Genomic DNA, 17,525 nt, shown 5'->3' with positions numbered 1-17,525 from the left:
TTCTTTTTTGATGTGGGCGCTATCTGGGTTAACGGCCAAAAGTTAAAAAGCCTGAGTCTTCTCGGTGGTAAACTGACCGTTCAAGGTGCCGCGCCAGCGCGGCGGAGCAAAGCAATGAATGGCAATGAAGGAGAAGCGGATGCTGGGTGCGCAAGGCGTTTCATGGCGGCAAGCGTTTTTACCAGGCCTGGTAAAAACCGGGATTTTGAGTGGATTGATTCTGGTGTTGAGCGGCTGCGTCAGCATTCAGTTGGGGGGTGGCACGGATGAACCCCTTAAAGAACAGACCGTGGAAACGCGTGAAGGCGCCAGCAAGAAGGTGTTGCTGGTGTCCATTGATGGCATGATTGCCAATGAGCCGGATTCCGGGCTTTTGCGTCAGCGCCCAGGCCTGATCGACCGGGTGATGATGCAGCTTCGCAAAGCCGAGCAGGACCCGGACGTGGTGGCGGTGGTGCTGCGCATCAATTCACCGGGCGGGGGCGTGACCGCCAGTGATGTGCTGTATCGCGAACTGCAGCGTTTTCGTATTAAGACCGGCAAGAAACTGGTGGTTCAGATGATGAACGTTGCTGCCTCCGGCGGGTATTACGTTGCTCTGGCCGCGGATGAAATTTATGCGCACCCCACCACCTTGACCGGGTCGGTGGGGGTGATCAGTCTGACTGCGGACGTGACCGGACTGACGGAAAAACTCGGCGTCACCGTGCACACCCATAAGAGTGGAGAGAAAAAAGATGTGGGCTCGCCCTTTCGGGCTCATCAGCCCGAGGATGATGCCTATTGGCAGGCGCTGATCGATCAGATGGCCACACGTTTTTATGGGCTGGTGAAGGCTCGACGCTCTCTGTCACCGGAAGCGCTTGACGCTGTCAAAACAGCGCGCGTCTATCTGGGGCAGGAGGCCGCTTCAATCGGGTTGGTGGATGCGGTGTCTTATTTACCGGAAACTTTGGCGCGAGCGTGCAAACTGGGTGGCGCCTCTGGGTGTAACACAGTGGCGTACCGGTTTGAAACCAATCCGAATGCCAATCGTTACAGCCCCGGGATGACAACGCCGTATGCCCCGTCGTTGACACTCCTACCGGATCTGAGGCTGGGGCAGCGGTGGTTGAAGCCCGGTCATTATTATTTGTACTGGGCCGAAGAGGCTTTCTGAAAAAGATTTGATTTTGTAAATAATAATGGTTGCTATTTCTATTATCGTAAAATAGAATGGTCTTCAAGATAACGGTTTAATTTCCGCTCGCTGATGCGTCTGTCCATGAGGGAGCGGATCACTCCGTCGTTTTCTTCGAGAACTGCGGTTCTCATATCCTCCTAAGTAAACCTTGACCGGTGGCAGGCAGGCTCTGTCACCGGTTTTTTTATGCACTAATGCATATACAAATAATAACCAGTCTTATTATCGTTGACATAAGTAGTCCGGTTTATTAAAGTAAGCGGCTAATTTTTAGCCGGAGGGTGAAACGATGAATAAGAACGAACAGCTGTCGGATGAGCGATCAGCTCACGGTGCAGCGCAGCCGTGGAATGGCTCATTATCGCTTCCCGATGTCTGGCGTTCTAAAACCCTGTTGGGTGACGCACAGACGGTCGCCATTGAACATGCGGGTCAGCGATATTGGTTGCGCCGCACCAAGGAAAATAAATTGATCCTGACTAAATAACCTACCCACCAAGCAACTCAGCCAGCCAGGTTTTTGCCAAGCCAGCCACGTTGCGAATCTGACAACCCTTGTGATGAAAGGAAGAAAAATGCAAAAACCTTGTCATATTCGTAAGAAAACCCTGGCCGCACTGATCGGTATGGCCATCTCCGCAACCACTCAGGCTGAAACCGAACGCCTGAGCCAGATTTCGATCGTCGGCTCGGCTGCTGATGTGGCCGCCAAAGCCGGTTCAGTTCAGTATCTGGACAACGAACGTCTGGAGCAGAATGAATACACCGATATCCACCGCATTCTGCGTGAAGTGCCGGGCGTCAATGTGCAGGAAGAGGAAGGCTTTGGTCTGCGCCCCAATATCGGGATTCGCGGCAGTGGGGTCAGTCGAAGCAGCAACATCACGCTGATGGAAGACGGGGTTTTGATTGCACCGGCGCCTTATGCTTCGCCGGCGGCGTATTACTTCCCTTCCGCACCGCGCATTCATGCGGTGGAAGTGACCAAAGGGCCGGGCATGGTGCAATATGGACCGCGCACGCTGGCCGGGGCCGTTAATATGATCACGCGACCGATTCCGTTTAAAGAGGCGGGTGGCATGGATGTCAGTGGCGGGCAGTTTGGTAATTACAAATTGCACGGTCACTATGGCGCGGCCACCGAAACCTTTGGTGCCCTGATCGAAGGTTTGCGTTACGGCTCCGACGGGTTCAAAGATCAGGACGGTGGCGGTGACACCGGGTTTGATAAAAACGATTTTATGGCCAAATTTCGCATCAATTCGGGGCCGGATGCCGAGCGTTATCAGGAATTGAACATCAAGCTGGGTTATGCCGATGAGACCTCGCACATGTCTTACCTTGGGCTGACCGAAGCCGATTTTGACCGTGATCCATACCGTCGCTATGCCGCAGCGCAGGAAGATGTGATGAATAATGACCATAAATCGGTCAGTGTGAATCATTACATCGAGTTGAGCGAGATGCTGGAGCTGGATACCACCGTGTATCACCATCAGTTTCACCGTAACTGGTACAAGACCGACAAAGTGGATGGGACGAGTATCAGCGATATTCTGTCCGATCCGTCCGGCAATGCCACTGCATTGGCGGTGACCAAAGGTGAGCAGGCAGGCACGGTGGATGTGAAAGCCAATAATCGTGATTACACCTCCGAAGGCGTTCAGTCCGCTTTGGGTGTACGTTTCAATACCGGTGAGGCGCAGCATAAACTCACTGTGGGCGCGCGCTATCACCAGGATGAAATGGACCGCTTCCAGTGGGTGGACGAATACAGCATGAGCGCCGATGGCAAGATGACGTTGAACAGCCGTGGTGAACCGGGCAGTGATTCCAATCGCATCGAGAGTGCCAAAGCCTTCTCCGCGTTTGTCCACGATCAGGTCGCCTATGGCAAATGGGGTTTTCAGGGCGGTTTGCGTTTTGAAACCATTGATACCGAGCGGGTTGAATATGCTGGCACCGGACGAGACAGCAAAGACGCGGTTAAGAAAAACAGCATCACCGCCTGGGTGCCTGGCGCGGGCGTGACCTACCAGATCAATGACCAGTGGCAAGTGCTGGCAGGCATTCACAAAGGCTTTGCGCCAGCCGGGCCGGGCGACAATGACGCGGACAAAGAGGACAGTGTCAATTACGAACTGGGTGCGCGTTACCAGGCGGCCAATCTGGGTGCCGAAGTGATCGGTTTCTATAACGATTTCGACAACCTGTTGGGTGAGTGCACCGCCGCCACAGGCAGTGGCTGCGACATTGGCGATCAGCACAATGCCGGTAAAGTGACCGTTCAGGGGCTGGAAGCCAGCGTTCATTATGTATTGGAACAGGTCGGAACCCGTTACCCGTTGATGGCAACCTACACCTATACCGATGCCGAGTTCGGATCATCGTTCAGTGATGGTTTCTGGGGCGAGGTGGAAAAAGGCGACAAAATGTCTTATCTGGCACCGCACCAGTTGTATCTGAGTGCCGGGATTGTGAAGACAGACTGGCAGGCATTTCTGTCGGCGAAATATCTGGATGAGATGCGCACGCAAGCGGGCAGTGGATCGATTCCCAGCGATGAGAAGATCGACAGCCATACCGTGTTTGACCTGACCGGGCAATACAATGTGACCAAAGATGGTGCAGCCTATCTGAAAGTGGATAACCTGCTTGATGAGGAATACATGACCGCCCGTCGTCCAGCCGGTGTCCGCGGTGGCATGCCCCGTACCATCACCGTGGGTTACAAAATGGATTTCTGATCACGCAATTTTCATGTGACGTTCCGGTTTGCCGCTTATGCGGCAGACCCTTTGACCGGTGGCAAGCGAATGCTTGTCACCGGTTTTTTGTTTGCATTGAGATAGAAACGACCAAGAATGGCACTGAGCCATGCATGGCGTAAGGGGGCTGGATTGAGTGTTTTTTGAATGTTGTCTATCTGTGGTGTTTTAATGCATGATCAGGCAGGAATGATCAATGGCCAACCCTTTGGGTGGCGTAAACAAGTGACAGGGAAATCATAGGTTTCTTCGATGGCCTGTTCTGTCATCATTTTATTGATGGGTCCATGATGACGAATGCGTCCTTCTCGCATTAAGACACCGGTGTCGGCGTACTGAGCAGCGAGATTGATGTCGTGCAGGACGGCTAGGACGCCGACATTGTGCGGTCGTGCCAGACGGGTCAATTGCTGAAAGACCTGGTGTTGGTGAGTGATGTCCAGGCTGGCCGTGCACTCATCCAGAAGCAGGAATCGGGGGCGATCATGCGTTTGAAACAGGATCTGTCCCAGAACGCGAGCCAACTGCACCCGTTGTTGTTCACCGCCTGATAGGGTCAGATAATTGCGTTCGGCGTGGTCGGCCATATCAAACCAGTCCAACGCTTGTCGGATGCAGTCCGGACGACTGGATGCGTCAAGGGTTTGCAATAATCCCATTTCCACCACTTCGCGCACCTTGAACGGAAAATCCAGGTGGATACTTTGAGGCATGACGGCTCGCTCTTGTGCCAGGGATCGCTGATTCAATTCAGACAACTTGATCCCGTTGAACCATACATGGCTCCTTGCCTGTTCGTAATCACCACTGGCACTTTTGAGCAAGGTGGATTTACCGGCGCCGTTGGGACCCAGCAGCGCAATGATTTCGCCAGGGTGAAGTCTGAGTGAGACGTCTTGTATCAGGGCGCGTTCCTGGATGTGAATGCTCAATTGTTGAATCTCCAGCATTGAATTCTCCTATAAGCCAACGCGTGAACGGCGTTGAATCAATAACCATAAAAAGAAAGGGCCACCCAGAGCGGACATGATGATGCCGATAGGCAGTTCCGCCGGGGCGATGAGACTGCGTGCGAGCATGTCGGAAGCCACCACGAGGGCGGCTCCCATCAAGGCACTGCCGGGCAGCACCCACCGATGGTCTGGCCCTAGAATCAGGCGGACAATGTGTGGGGCGACCAGGCCGACAAAACCGATGACGCCGCTGACTGAGACGGCGGCTCCCACGGCCAGCGCCGTCAGTGTGATCGTGACCCATTTGAGCCGTTTGACCGCAATGCCGATGTGAGCGGAGACGTTTTCTCCCATCAGAAAAGCATTGAGGCCTCGGGCATACAGTGGAAACAAACCGAGGGTAACCACAATAGGCAGGGCGACCATTGCCAGATCAGTCCAGGACGCACTGGCAATGGATCCCATTGTCCAGAAGGTCAGTGTTCGCAGCTGTGCATCGTCGGCGACATAGGTCAGAACGCCGGTCAGGGCGCCAGCAATGGCATTGATGGCGATGCCGCTCAATAGCATCAGCGCTACATCGGTGCGTCCGTTTCGGGTTGAAATGAGGTAAATCAGCCAGGTGACGACCAGGCCTCCGAGAAAGGCGGCCAATGGGAGAGCAAAATAGCCCAGTGCCTGAGTCCACTGAGCCAGAAACGTTTGCCCCAGTACAATCACGGTCACAGCCGCCAAAGCGGCGCCGGATGAAACGCCCACCAACCCCGGGTCGGCCAGAGGGTTTCGGAACAGTCCCTGCATGGCCGCACCGGAGATGGCAAGCGCCGCGCCGACCAGAAGGCCCAGAAGCAAGCGAGGGACACGGATTTCAAACAACAGAATTTGAGTCTGGGCGTCCGATGCCTGGCCCATCAGAACCTGGAGCAGGTCCTGAGTGGGGACCGACATGGCTCCGACAGAAAGTGACAATGCACTGAGCCCTAGCAGGCCGAAAAACAGAACAATCAGTGTGGCAACGGGTGGCAGTGGCTTCATGATGCCTCATTACCTTGTCGGGTACGAACTTTCTGTGAAAGGGTTTGGACTGCCTGACCCAGGTGTGGGCCGAAATTCAGATCGGCCCCCTCAATGACGACCAGGTTCTGTTGGCGTCCCGCTTGAGTCAATCGAATGGCTGGGTGGTTCAGCAGGGCTTGTTTTCCCCCCATGGCTTCCAGCGTGTGTGCAAAGGTGATGATCACGTCGGGATTGAAATCAATGGCGGCTTCCGCGCTAAGAGGTTTGTAACTTTTAAATGCGTCACGGGCCGGGTTTTCCAGTCCGGCCAGTTTCATCAGAGTATCGGCCCGGGTTTCACGCCCCGCTGCCATCATATTGCCCCCGCGAATGTTGAGCAGGAATATGGCCTGTTGAGGCCCCTCTTTCTGGCGTTGTGCCAGTGCTTGGTTGCGTGCCTGGCTGAGCTGTTGATCGAATTGCTGAATCACGCGTTCTCCGGCCTGTTCTGCCCCGAGTATCCCGGCCACTTGTTGGATTTTGTGGCGTGTGCCTTTGGCCGAATAATCATTATTGAGGGTATGCACGGTGATCCCCGCCTGTTTGAGCTGAGTCAGAACACGAATGGGACGCGCGTCTTCGGTTGCAATGATCAGGTTTGGTTTGAGTGAAAGAATGCCCTCGGCGGATAACTGACGCATGTAGCCGACATCAGGCAGAGACTCTGCTTCCGGCGGGTAGGTGCTGGTGGTGTCGCGTCCTACCAGGCGGTCAGCCTCATCCAGTGCGTAAATAATCTCGGTGACAGCGCCATCAATGGCAACGATTCGATCGGTGGCATTGGCTTTATGGCTGAAACCGAAGAGCAGCACGATCAGGCAGAATAAAGCGACGAACCACAGCAGGGTGGCGTGTTTGACTGAGTGATTAAAACGCATGATCAACCTCCTTAAGCGTGTGGATCAGCTTTTCCCATTGCAAACGGTTTTGAGCGGTGGCATCGGGATGCAAATAAGCCATCATGATCGGGTTTTGGGCTTCATCAAATAACTCAAGTGTCCATTGTGACTGGTGTGCGCCCGTTTGTTTTTGCACGATCCAGGCCTGGTCAATTTCATTTAAATTGACATGCATGTGGAAACGTTGGTCCAGAATGTTTAACCACTGTTCAATTTGTTTGAACTGTGACAGCGTGCCATGATGGATTTGGGTGGCGGTGCCATTCGGGGCAAATAAAAGCAGGGGCAGCGCTTGTGCTACGGTTTCTTCCAGAAAAGGTTTCAGGGCGACGGGTGTTACCTGTCGACTGTCTTCCCCTAGGCAATGATAGGCTTGAGGTCGCGTGAGTCCGTAACGCTTGAGAAGTGGGTTGACCTGATGGGCATTGGTCAGGTCGCGCCAGTCCTGACGTAAACGGACCAAATCCAGTTTTTGAGGCGGGGAAGGTGGCGTAAGGGATGGGTCAGGTGCCGGGAAAGTCAGTGCTTTATATTTGGTTTCCTCACCGTATTGTTTGGTCAGTGCCTGAAATGCAGTCGTGTTTGAGGCTTTGGTTAAGTGGGTTTTGTGGCTGGCCACACCTCGTTCATCGAAAAACTGCAAACTATGACGCTCTCCCTGGCTGACAAAAAAGCCGTAGCGCCATTGACTGACCTTGAGGCGTAAATCAATCGCTGGCGGCAGAAACATCAGATTGTTGTGTTTGATTGACGGCGATCGGTAGACCCCATGATGCTCGAAAACCACCGCCCGGTTACGGGTGAGTGCCATGACTTCACCCAGGGAATGCAGACTTTGAAACAGTGACACCAGCGCATCCATCTTGACAGCCGTCACGGATTGTCCCAGTTCCAGTGCCAGATACTCGGCTTCGGTTACGCCGAGGGTTTGTGCCGCTTCACGAGCCCGAGGGGCATGCGTGAGCGCTTGCAGGTCCTGTTTTTTGTTCAGAAGTTCGTGTTGTCTGGTTTGCATGATTACTCCTTCCAGTCCCATTTGATGCCGGCATACACATATCGGCCTTCCAGGGGACGTTGATCGGTGCTGTCGGCAAAGTCTCTCTGTTCGTCTGACAGGTTGTCGATGCCCGCGTACCAGGACCAGTCGTCTGTCAGGTCCTGGTTGAAGGCCAGATCCCATGAGAAAAAGCTTGGGGATTCCTGTTCATTCGCCGCGTCGGCGTATTGTTTTGATTCGAAGTTCATTTTCAGCGCTAGACTGGTGTCGGCGGTCATGAACCAGTCAACCCCGAGGTTGGCCTGATGCTTGGGTCGAAGTGTTAGGTATTTGTCTGTGTCTTCGTCTTTGGCTTCCATATAAGTGTAGGCTGCATTGGTTTTTAGTGACGGCGTCAGGGCACGGTTAAAATTGAATTCAAGGCCTTTGGTGCTGACTTCAGAGACGTTCTTGTAGACATAGTCCCCCATGTAGAAAGGCATATTGACGGTGGAAGGATCCACTTCAGACTGGATGAAATCTTGAGCCCGTGTGTAAAACAGGTTGGCACCCAAACGACCATTTTCGGGCAGTAACCATTCGGCACCCAGCTGATAACTGGTCGACGTTTCCGGGTCAAGATCTTCGTTGCCCAGAACCTTGTAGAAGGTTTGGTCAAATACGTAAAACCGCTCTTTCAGAGTGGGGGCACGGTAGCCTTTGCCGAATCCTGCTCGGATGTTGATCTGGCCCGGCACTTTATCCTTGATCTGATAAATGCCATTGATCATTGGGGAAACATGGCTGCCAAAATCGCTGTCGTGGTTGACCCGTACGCCGGGCAGTAGTTCAAGGTGGTTGTTGATCATCCAGCTGTCCTGAATGAAGACCTCTTTGGAAGTGTAGGTTTCATCATCCACTTCGGTGGTTCGGGTGGTTTCATCGCTGATGTTTTCCACATTCATCCAATCCTGTTTCAAATCCAGTCCGACAGTGATCAGGTGATCTGCGTGCGCCAGCCAGTCGTATTGCAGGCCGATTTCCTTACGCTGGGTGTTGGTTTGGCGCTCCCGTTCCAAAACCGTGGTGTTGAGTGTGTCGGAGTAGGAGGTGTTTTGATAATCGTCTAGCATGGCTCGGATTTTCCAGCCGTGGTCTCCGAAAAAAGGCGATTCCAGGACCATGGAGACCTGTTTCAAATCGGTTTGATCTCGTTTCTGAGCCAGGTTGCCGTAGTTGTTGATGATGTTGTGCACGTCTTCCTGATACAAGCGTGGCATGAGGGTCAGCGTGAGGCCGTTGTCAAAGGTGGTATTGAATTTGGTTGATAGGTTCTTTTTCTGACCTTCCCAGCCTTCGGTCTGACGGGAATCTTTGTCGGTGGTGTAACCGCCTGAATCGGTGATTTCGGCAATGACTTGAGCTCCCCAACGCTTTTTTTGAGTGCTTAATAAAACTTTGCCATAGCTTTTACCCAGCGGTCCATCATCCAGGTTCTGTTCTCCCCAGGAGCCGCCGGAAACCTCGATTGAGGCCCGGTTTCCCGGCGCCGGGTTCGAGGTGATGACGTTGATGACGCCGCCCATGGCCGACGTACCATAAAGCGCTGAGGTGGACCCCTTTAAGATTTCTACCCGTTCGATGTCACCGACGGCAATTTGGGTGACGTCCACACTGGCACCCAGAGACGGTGCCACGGGGTTACCGTCAATCAGAATCAGCACCCGGTCTGAATCAAAGCCCTGCATCCAGACGTTTTCACCGTTTTTTAAGTTAGGCTCTAACTGGATGCCGGGCGTGTAGCGCAACACTTCGGCTAGGTTGTTGGCATGCATTTTTTCAATGTCTTCCTGAGTGATCACCTCTGTGCGGACGGGAACGTCTTTGAGCTGGCGTTCGGTTTTGGTCGATGTGACCGTCACCGGTTTGATTTGCGTTGTGTCGGCTTCGGCGTGGCCTTTCATCGGAAGGGTGATGGCACCGGCAATCAGCATGGCCTGCATTGCTGGTTTGAGTTGAAAAGGGGGTGTGAGTGTTCGAATCGTCGTTGTCATGAAACAATCTCCTGATAAAAGTAAGGCGAAAGCGATTGATAACCGTTATCATTATTGTTATATTGTTTTCGCTGTCAACAGCAAATAGGAATAATTTCTGTTTGCGTTTACTTTTATTAGGAGAAATCGGATGAATCAGTCAAAGCCATTGCAATCGATTGCAAAAGAGTTTCATGCGTTCATGGATGGGTTTGAATCGGTGATTCTGGCCACCCAGAACAAAAAAATGGAACCCGAACCCAGTTACGCCCCTGTCTTACGCCAAGGCCGTCATTTTTATGTGTTTGTGTCTGAGCTGTCGGCTCATACTTTTAATTTGATGGAATCTGAGCCAGCGGGCATGTTGTTCATCGAACCAGAAGGTGAAGCCAATCATCTGTTCGCCCGAAAACGTGCGACGTTAAAGGCTTCCAGCCGTCATGTCCCTCGTACGGATGATGATTGGGAAAAGATTTTGGATCGAATGGAAACAAAATTTGGTGACATCATTACCATGCTGCGCAAACTCGAAGATTTTCACCTGTTTGAGTTGACCCCACGGTCGGCGGGTTACGTCAGAGGGTTTGCTCAGGCATACCGGATCGAAGGTGAGCATTTGGATGAGGTGACCCACCTGCGTGAGGGCGGTCATGGCCAAAGTCGGATGAAAGCATCCTGACGAAGAGCGGTTGAGAAAATGCCATTTTGACCAGGCCTGGTCAAAATGGCAATGGCTTTAGCTTTTACGCGGTTTCAGCCGTTTTTTGAGGTTGGCTTTGCCGGTGTCGGGGCGGATATTGAGTTTCTGTCCGCACACCCAGGCATTTTTCAGGTCGTTCAACACGGGTTTGGGCATGTCTTCGGGCAGGTCCACGGTGCTGAAGCTGTCCTGAATCGACAGCTTCTGAATGAATTCACCATCGATGCCGGCTTCATTGGCGATGCAACCGATGATGTTGCCAGGGCGCACGCCGTGCTGGTTACCGACCTCAATACGGAAGCGCGCCATGCCCGCATTGGGTGGCGTGTTGCGACGTGGTTTGCGCGGGCGGTCGCTTTTGCGGCGATGCGCGAAATCTTCCTTGGGCGCGCGTGTCTGCTTGATCGGCTTTTCGCTGAGGAAGAAAGGCGTGTCACCTTGCAGCAATTTGGCCAGCCCGGCGGCTAGTTCGATGGCGGGAATGTTGTGTTCGTTTTCAATCGATTCGATCATTTCCTGATAAAACTCAATGCCTTGGTCCTGGGCGGCATTAATGATCTTGTCTTTAAACCGTTCCACGCGTGAATCATTGATTTCGGCTGCGGTCGGCAACTGCATTTCAGTGATGGGTTGTTTGGTGGTTTTTTCAATGGAACGCAGCAGGCGACGTTCGCGCGGGGCCACGAACAAAATGGCCTTGCCGCTGCGTCCGGCACGGCCGGTACGGCCGATGCGGTGTACGTAGGATTCGTTGTCCTGCGGGATGTCGTAGTTGATCACGTGACTGATGCGTTCCACATCCAGGCCGCGGGCGACCACATCGGTGGCGACCAGAATGTCGATTTTGCCAGATTTCAATTGTGAGACGATGCGTTCGCGGTGGTTCTGGGCCACATCGCCGTTGAGGGCGACGGCGGCATAACCGCGAGCTTCGAGCTTTTCGGCCAGTTCCACGGTCGCGTTTTTGGTGCGCACAAAAATGATCATGCCGTCAAATGGGTCCGCTTCCAGCATGCGGGTCAGCGCATCCAGTTTGTGCATGCCGCTGACCAGCCAGTATTTCTGTTCGATGGTTGAGGCGGTGGCGGTTTTCTGCTTAATGATGACTTCGGTCGGATCTTGCAAGTGCGTGTTGGCAATGCGGTGCACTTCTTTGGGCATGGTGGCGGAAAACAGCGCGATCTGGCGTGTCTTGGGCGTATGCTTCAAAATCCACTCGACGTCGTCGATGAAGCCCATGCGCAGCATTTCATCGGCTTCGTCCAGCACCATGCTGGTCAGGCCGTCGAGTTTCAGTGTGCCTTTTTTAATGTGGTCCATGACCCGGCCTGGTGTGCCGACAACGACCTGCACGCCGCGTTTGAGTGCGCGAATCTGAGTGCCGTAGTCCGAGCCGCCATAGATCGGCAGGACATGCAGCCCCTTGAGGCCTCGGGAAAAGGTTTGAAAGGCTTCGGCCACCTGAATGGCGAGTTCGCGTGTGGGGGCTAATACCAGCACTTGCGGGCTGGCGTTACTGATGTCAACGCGCGCCAGGATGGGCAATGCGAACGCGGCGGTTTTGCCGGTACCGGTTTGCGCCATGCCCAGAATGTCGCCGCCTTCCAGCAGCACGGGGATGGCCTGCGCCTGAATCGCGGAAGGGGTTTCGTAGCCGATGTTATCCAGGGTGCTCAAAATATTCTGAGGTAGTCCGAGGTCAGCAAAAGAAGGGGTGGATTGAGTTTGATCCGTCATGAAAGATTCCTGTAGATTTGAGTGGGCCAATAAGGGCCATGCATAAGGTAACGTCACCGCATTGGTTGGGTGTGTGACAGGTTGTGGCTGGACGTGTCCGTCCGAAAATGCCTCCCTGTCGCGCATTCATTCTGCGCTTCCCCTGAAACGGTCGGTTAAACCGCTAATGCAATACGTACTCAAACGAACAGGTAGGCATGTGTGTCTGCATGAGGTCACGACGGTTCGTGTCTTCATGCAAGTCAGCGCGCATTGTACTGGAAATGCGCGCGTGATGTGGTTTTTTATTTACCCATAAATAATGCTTGGTAACCAAGTGACCAGTTCCGGCCAAATGGCAAGAATGACCAGAACACTCAGTTGGAGAAGAATATAGGGCCAGACACCGCGATACAGGTCAGCGGTTTTTAGCTCCGGCGGGGCCACGCCCTTGAGGTAAAACAGGGCAAAGCCAAACGGCGGCGTCAGAAAGGCGGTCTGCAGATTGATGGCGATCATAATCCCCAGCCAGATCGGGTCAACGCCCAGCATAAACAGAACGGGCGCGACCACCGGAACAATAATGTAGGTGATTTCGATAAAGTCCAGGAAAAAGCCCAGCACAAATAAAAAGGCCATCACAATCAGGACGGCGGTAAAGGTGCCGCCTGGCAGGTCAGAAAGCAATTCATGAATCAGGTCATCGCCACCGAGACCACGAAACACCAGAGAGAAAAAAGCCGCGCCGATGAAGATCAGAAAAATCATACTGGTGATTTTGAGCGTGCCGCGCATCACAGATTGCATGACTTCCAGAGATAGCTTCTGCTTGAGACCGGCCAGAATCAATGCGCCGATGGCTCCGAGTGACGCCGCTTCGGAAGGCGTGGCGAAACCGGCCAGAATCGACCCCAGTACCAGCAGGATCAGCAGCAGCGGCGGCACCAGACTGACAAGGATGTTTTTGACCAGGCCTGGTGAATTTTGCAATTGTGCCGCACTCATGCCGGGTGCAACGCCTGGGTTGAGCAGGCTGCGTGCAAACACATAAGTCATATAAAGCACCACCAGCAGCATGCCCGGTAAGAGCGCGCCCACAAACAGGTCGCCCACCGAAATCGGTTCGGGGGAGAAAATGCCTTGCGCCAGTTGCGCTTCCTGATAAGCCGAGGAAAGCACATCGCCCAGCAAGATCAGAATGATGGAAGGCGGAATGATCTGGCCCAGGGTGCCGGCGGCACAAATGGTGCCACTGGCCAGACGGGGGCAGTAGCCCTGGCGTAACATGGTCGGCAGGGCCAAAAGCCCCATGGTCACAACGGTGGCGCCAACAATGCCGGTGCTGGCGGCCAGCAACGTCCCGACCAGAATTACTGATAGGCCGAGGCCGCCGCGAAACTGGCGCATCAGTTGGTCCAAACCGGTGAGCAGTTCGTCAGCGATGCGCGACTTTTCCAGCATGATGCCCATGAACACAAACAGCGGTACCGCCATCAAAGTCGGGTTTTGCATGATGGTGAACACCCGATTGGGCAGGCTTTGCAAAAAGGCGTTGTCAAACGCCCCGATGGCCTCGGCCCCCCAGGCAAAGAGCAGCGAGACGCCTGCCAGGGTGAGGGCGACCGGAAATCCAAAAAGCAGAGCGGCAAAAACCAGAACAAACAAGAGCAGTGCGAGCCATTCCATCTCAGGCCACCTCTTTGCTGTGCTGGGTGTCGAGATTGTTCAGGCTGTCGCCCAGAGCGGCCTGCGCCAATGGGTGCTGGCATTGTTCGGGCGAAAAACGCAGGAAGTAAAAGCTGGTAAGCGCCATCGCCAGAATCTGGCTGATCATCAGAAATGCCATAATCAGAATGAAGGTTTTCAGCAGATACAACCAGGCCAGTCCACCGGCTTCGCTGGAGCCTTCCTGAATGGCCCAGCTGCCAGTGACATAGTCAAAGCTGGCCACAAACAGAAAGAGCATGGCGGGCAATGCCAGTGCCAGTGCGCCGATCAGATTGACGCGAGCCTTGCCTCGGCTCGAAAACCGGCTGTAAAACACATCGACACGCACATGCGCGTCTTGTTGCAGGGTGTAAGCCATGCCCAGCATAAAGAAAATGGCATGGTTGTAGAGTAGGGTTTCCTGCAGAGCCACATTGCCAAAGTCAAAGCCGTAGCGCAACACCACCACCAGCGCCGATAAGAGCACCAGTGACAGGGAAAGCCAGGCGGTGAATTGTCCCAGGTGCGTCTGAAAGCGATTCTGAGCAATCAGCGCGCGAAGCCCGATACGTTGTATGAGAGAAAATGGCATACGGCATTATCTGAATGAAATGCCAAGCATTTTAATTCAGAAGGGCACAGGGCGCAATCGCTGATGCGTCGGCAACCGGATTGGCCCTGGTTTTGAAGGGATCAAAGCGTACAGCTTATTGAATTTTCAGGTAAGCAAAGCCTTCGCTTTGCAGCATGGCAATTTTGGCGACCCCGGAAGGCGTGGTGTCAATGAAATCATAGAGTGCATCTTTGCTTAAGTTGATTTCACTGCGGGTTTTGTCACACAAATGAACTTTGACCCCGCGCACATTGGCCAGCGCATCCAAGCGGCCTTTGAGTTCTGCACGACGCTCCAGTAAAGGTTTTTTGGCCACATAGGGCGTGCCTTTGAGGTTGTCGTCGGTGGTGAAGCGGATGCCGTAGCCCACAAACACCAGGTGAATCTCGGGCATCATCAGTTCCGACTCGTAATAGTTGATGATGTTGTTGATGGACGTCAGGGTGGCGGAATAACGGGTCGGATCTTTAAAGTCGACGTGATAAACCACTTTGGCGCCGTCATCGGCGGCGTTGGCCGGAGCGAGCGATGTGAAAGGCAGCACAATCGCAAGCATCCAGGGCATCAGGCGTTGAATCAAAGTCATGGTGCAATCTCCTATTTGGGGTGACGTGACAAATTCAGATTAGCGGCAAACGCCGACCAAGTCCAGTCTTGCACAGTCTTTGCATGGTTGCTGTGCCTAGCCGATCCCAAGAAATCACCAGGCCTGGTCAAACCATTAGCTTTTTTGGTTTTGCCTGTGCTGTTCTTCGCTGCTGATATCCTCTTCCAGCGTTTTGGGCTGGGTGGGCTGCAACTGTTCATCGTGCATTTCCATTTGCCAGGGCAACAGGCCCGGTGAGTGATGCAGAAAATGAATGTAGCGTTCAAACTGATCCAGAATATCGGTGATCATGTCACCGCGGCTGTAGCCGTAAACGTCATAGGCCTGCCCGCCTCGGCGCAGGAATACTTCCGCCCGATAATAATGCTCCTCGTTAGGCACCTGACGCTCGATTTCGGGGTAGGCAAAGGTCGGGGTGGTGAACTGGCAGCGACGCACCTCGTAAATAAAGTCCATTTCGGCTTCTTTGAGCACTTCAATGCGGACTCTCAAGGGCTCTTCGTCGTAATAAACCTCGGCGTCCCAGCCTCGTTTGTTCAGTTCTTCGCGCACGGTTTGCATGGCGTCAAACGCCACTTTGTTGATGAACCCACCGACCTCGGCTTCGGATGGGTAATCCATCAGATGGGAAAGGCGGTCTTTCCAGTTGCGTCCGTTCTGGTTTTTGGTGCTGTGGGCAATGGCGCTCTGCAGGCTGGCTTCACGGTGAGTCTCAATCACCAGCGCCCGCCACATGCCCACGGCCGCGACCAGCATGATAAAGGCAAACGGCAGGGCAAAGGTGATCGAGGCGGTTTGCAGCGCTCTGAGTCCGCCGGCGATCAAAAGCACCGAGGCGATGACCCCCAGCATGGAGGCCCAGAAAACCCGCTGCCAGACCGGCGTGTAGTAAGCGCCACCGGAGGCAAGCGAGTCCACGACCAGCGAGCCGGAATCGGATGAGGTGACAAAGAACGTGATGATCAGAATCACCGTGATGGTGGAAATCACCTCGGTCAGTGGCAGACGCTCAAACAGTTTGAACAGCGCAATCGCATGGTCGTTCTGGACCTGAGTGACCAGCGCGGTATAGCCTTCGTTCATGATCATGTTGAGCGCGGTGTCGCCAAAAACGGAAAACCATAAAAAGGTAAAAGAGGTGGGCACCAGCATGACCCCGAACACAAACTGTCGGATGGTGCGACCACGGCTGATTTTGGCAATAAACAGCCCCACGAAGGGGGCCCAGGCAATGGTCCAGCCGAAAATAAACAGCGTCCAGTTGCCGATCCAGTCACCACGCGTATAGGCCTGCAGGTTAAAAGTGCGCTCAACGATGCCGCTCAAGTAACTGCCGGTGTTCTGCAAAAAGACTTCCAGGATGAAAATCGTCGGCCCGACCAAAAACACAAACGTCATCAGAGCAATGGCCAAGCCGATGTTGATCAGCGACAGCCGCTTGATCCCCTTGTCCATACCGGCCACGACCGAGGCGATCCCGAGCAGGGTGATGATCCCAAGTGCCATCACCTGTACGCTGGTGTCAATCGGAATCGCCGGAATCAGGTAGTGCAACCCGGCATTGATTTGCGCCACGGACAGTCCAAGGGTCGTGGCCAGACCAAAGACGGTGCCGAGGATGGCAAAGGTGTCGACGGTATGGCCGATGGGGCCGTGAATGCGCTCACCAATGAGTGGGTAAAGGGTGGAGCGCATGGACAGTGGCAGGCCGTGTCGAAACGCAAAATAGGCGAGGACCAGCCCGACCAAGCCATAGATCGCCCAGATGTGAAAGCCCCAGTGGAAAAAGGCGATTTGCATGGCCTGTTTGGCCGCATCCAAGGTTTCCGGGGCGCCATTCGGCGGCGATGCATAATGCAAGACAGGTTCGGCAACGCCGAAGAAAAGCAGCGCGATGCCATAGCCGGCCGAAAACAGCATGGCAAACCAAGCACCGAAGCTGTATTCCGGCTCGGTGTGATCCGGTCCTAACTTGATTTTGCCCCAAGGCGAAACGGCCACGGAAAAAATAAAAATCAAAAACAGCGCCACCGCCAGCATGTAAAACCAGCCGAAATTTTCAGTGATGGCGGCCAGGGTGCTGGAAAAGACTTTGCCAGCCAATCCTGGATTGCTCAAGGTGCCGATGATCATCAGGGCCAAAACGGCCACGGCAGGAATAAAAACGGGAAGAAGAAGGGTGGTGGCGGATTTGAGTGATGCGTCAGGCTGGTTGGTCTGAGCCATGCAAAAGGGCCTCTTGGTTTGGAATTGCTCAACACTCTATCAAGGTTTCTGCGCAAATACCAGTGAGGCAGGGGGCAAAGCCAGGTTC

14 protein-coding genes are annotated in these 17,525 nt (G+C 53.9%); 4 read left to right on the top strand and 10 right to left on the bottom strand.

Annotation, left to right across the window (positions count from 1 at the left end; translation table 11 throughout):
* Positions 1-118 precede the first annotated feature (118 nt).
* From sppA to AVO41_RS09385, 3 genes are all read left to right on the top strand, one after another.
* Positions 119-1,159 carry a signal peptide peptidase SppA gene (gene sppA / locus AVO41_RS09395; protein ID WP_082676724.1) on the top strand — a complete coding sequence of 347 codons (1,041 nt, stop codon included), beginning with the start codon at positions 119-121 and terminating at the stop codon, positions 1,157-1,159.
* Positions 1,160-1,472: 313 nt separating this feature from the next.
* A complete protein-coding gene (locus AVO41_RS09390) occupies positions 1,473-1,670 on the top strand; it encodes a hemin uptake protein HemP (RefSeq protein ID WP_068586176.1) in 198 nt (65 codons plus the stop codon).
* Between the two features lie 88 nt (positions 1,671-1,758).
* Entirely contained in the window at positions 1,759-3,930 is a 2,172-nt protein-coding gene (locus AVO41_RS09385) for a TonB-dependent receptor domain-containing protein (RefSeq protein WP_068586173.1), read from the top strand.
* A 200-nt stretch (positions 3,931-4,130) separates the two neighbouring features.
* On the opposite strand, the gene AVO41_RS09380 is transcribed toward AVO41_RS09385, so the two are convergent.
* From AVO41_RS09380 to AVO41_RS09360, 5 genes are read right to left on the bottom strand one after another with little or no spacing between them, the layout of a single operon-like run.
* On the bottom strand, positions 4,131-4,901 hold the full coding sequence (locus AVO41_RS09380) for a heme ABC transporter ATP-binding protein (RefSeq protein ID WP_068586170.1): 771 nt from the start codon (positions 4,899-4,901) through the stop codon (positions 4,131-4,133).
* Between the two features lie 9 nt (positions 4,902-4,910).
* Positions 4,911-5,939, bottom strand: coding sequence for an iron ABC transporter permease (locus tag AVO41_RS09375; RefSeq protein ID WP_068586167.1), 1,029 nt, complete (start codon positions 5,937-5,939; stop codon positions 4,911-4,913).
* On the bottom strand, positions 5,936-6,838 hold the full coding sequence (locus tag AVO41_RS09370) for a hemin ABC transporter substrate-binding protein (protein WP_068586163.1): 903 nt from the start codon (positions 6,836-6,838) through the stop codon (positions 5,936-5,938). The genes AVO41_RS09375 and AVO41_RS09370 overlap by 4 nt, the downstream gene beginning before the upstream one ends.
* Positions 6,828-7,874 (bottom strand): ChuX/HutX family heme-like substrate-binding protein, encoded by a 1,047-nt coding sequence (locus tag AVO41_RS09365; protein WP_068586158.1) that lies wholly within the window; start codon positions 7,872-7,874, stop codon positions 6,828-6,830. Before AVO41_RS09365 ends, AVO41_RS09370 begins: the two co-directional genes overlap by 11 nt.
* A gap of 2 nt (positions 7,875-7,876) precedes the next feature.
* Positions 7,877-9,889, bottom strand: coding sequence for a TonB-dependent siderophore receptor (locus AVO41_RS09360; protein ID WP_082676718.1), 2,013 nt, complete (start codon positions 9,887-9,889; stop codon positions 7,877-7,879).
* A 130-nt stretch (positions 9,890-10,019) separates the two neighbouring features.
* Here AVO41_RS09360 and AVO41_RS09355 point away from each other — a divergent pair, with 130 nt between their 5' ends.
* The gene (locus AVO41_RS09355) at positions 10,020-10,547 is read left to right on the top strand and encodes a HugZ family protein (RefSeq protein ID WP_068586152.1); all 528 of its coding nucleotides are present in this window, start codon (positions 10,020-10,022) and stop codon (positions 10,545-10,547) included.
* 57 nt (positions 10,548-10,604) lie between these two features.
* Here AVO41_RS09355 and AVO41_RS09350 read toward each other — a convergent pair whose 3' ends face one another.
* The 5 genes from AVO41_RS09350 to AVO41_RS09330 form a co-directional block, all read right to left on the bottom strand.
* Positions 10,605-12,305 carry a DEAD/DEAH box helicase gene (locus tag AVO41_RS09350; RefSeq protein WP_068586150.1) on the bottom strand — a complete coding sequence of 567 codons (1,701 nt, stop codon included), beginning with the start codon at positions 12,303-12,305 and terminating at the stop codon, positions 10,605-10,607.
* Positions 12,306-12,593: 288 nt separating this feature from the next.
* Complete coding sequence (locus tag AVO41_RS09345) at positions 12,594-13,970, bottom strand: TRAP transporter large permease subunit (RefSeq protein ID WP_068586147.1); 1,377 nt, start codon at positions 13,968-13,970, stop codon at positions 12,594-12,596.
* A gap of 1 nt (position 13,971) precedes the next feature.
* Positions 13,972-14,583 (bottom strand): TRAP transporter small permease subunit, encoded by a 612-nt coding sequence (locus AVO41_RS09340; RefSeq protein WP_068586144.1) that lies wholly within the window; start codon positions 14,581-14,583, stop codon positions 13,972-13,974.
* 115 nt (positions 14,584-14,698) lie between these two features.
* Entirely contained in the window at positions 14,699-15,190 is a 492-nt protein-coding gene (locus AVO41_RS09335) for a DsrE family protein (protein WP_082676716.1), read from the bottom strand.
* Positions 15,191-15,325: 135 nt separating this feature from the next.
* Complete coding sequence (locus AVO41_RS09330) at positions 15,326-17,437, bottom strand: BCCT family transporter (protein WP_068586140.1); 2,112 nt, start codon at positions 17,435-17,437, stop codon at positions 15,326-15,328.
* Positions 17,438-17,525: the final 88 nt, after the last annotated feature.

This window comes from Thiomicrospira sp. WB1, assembly GCF_001507535.1.
Classification (GTDB): Bacteria; Pseudomonadota; Gammaproteobacteria; order Thiomicrospirales; family Thiomicrospiraceae; genus Hydrogenovibrio.
This window is presented reverse-complemented; position numbering and strand designations above follow the sequence as displayed.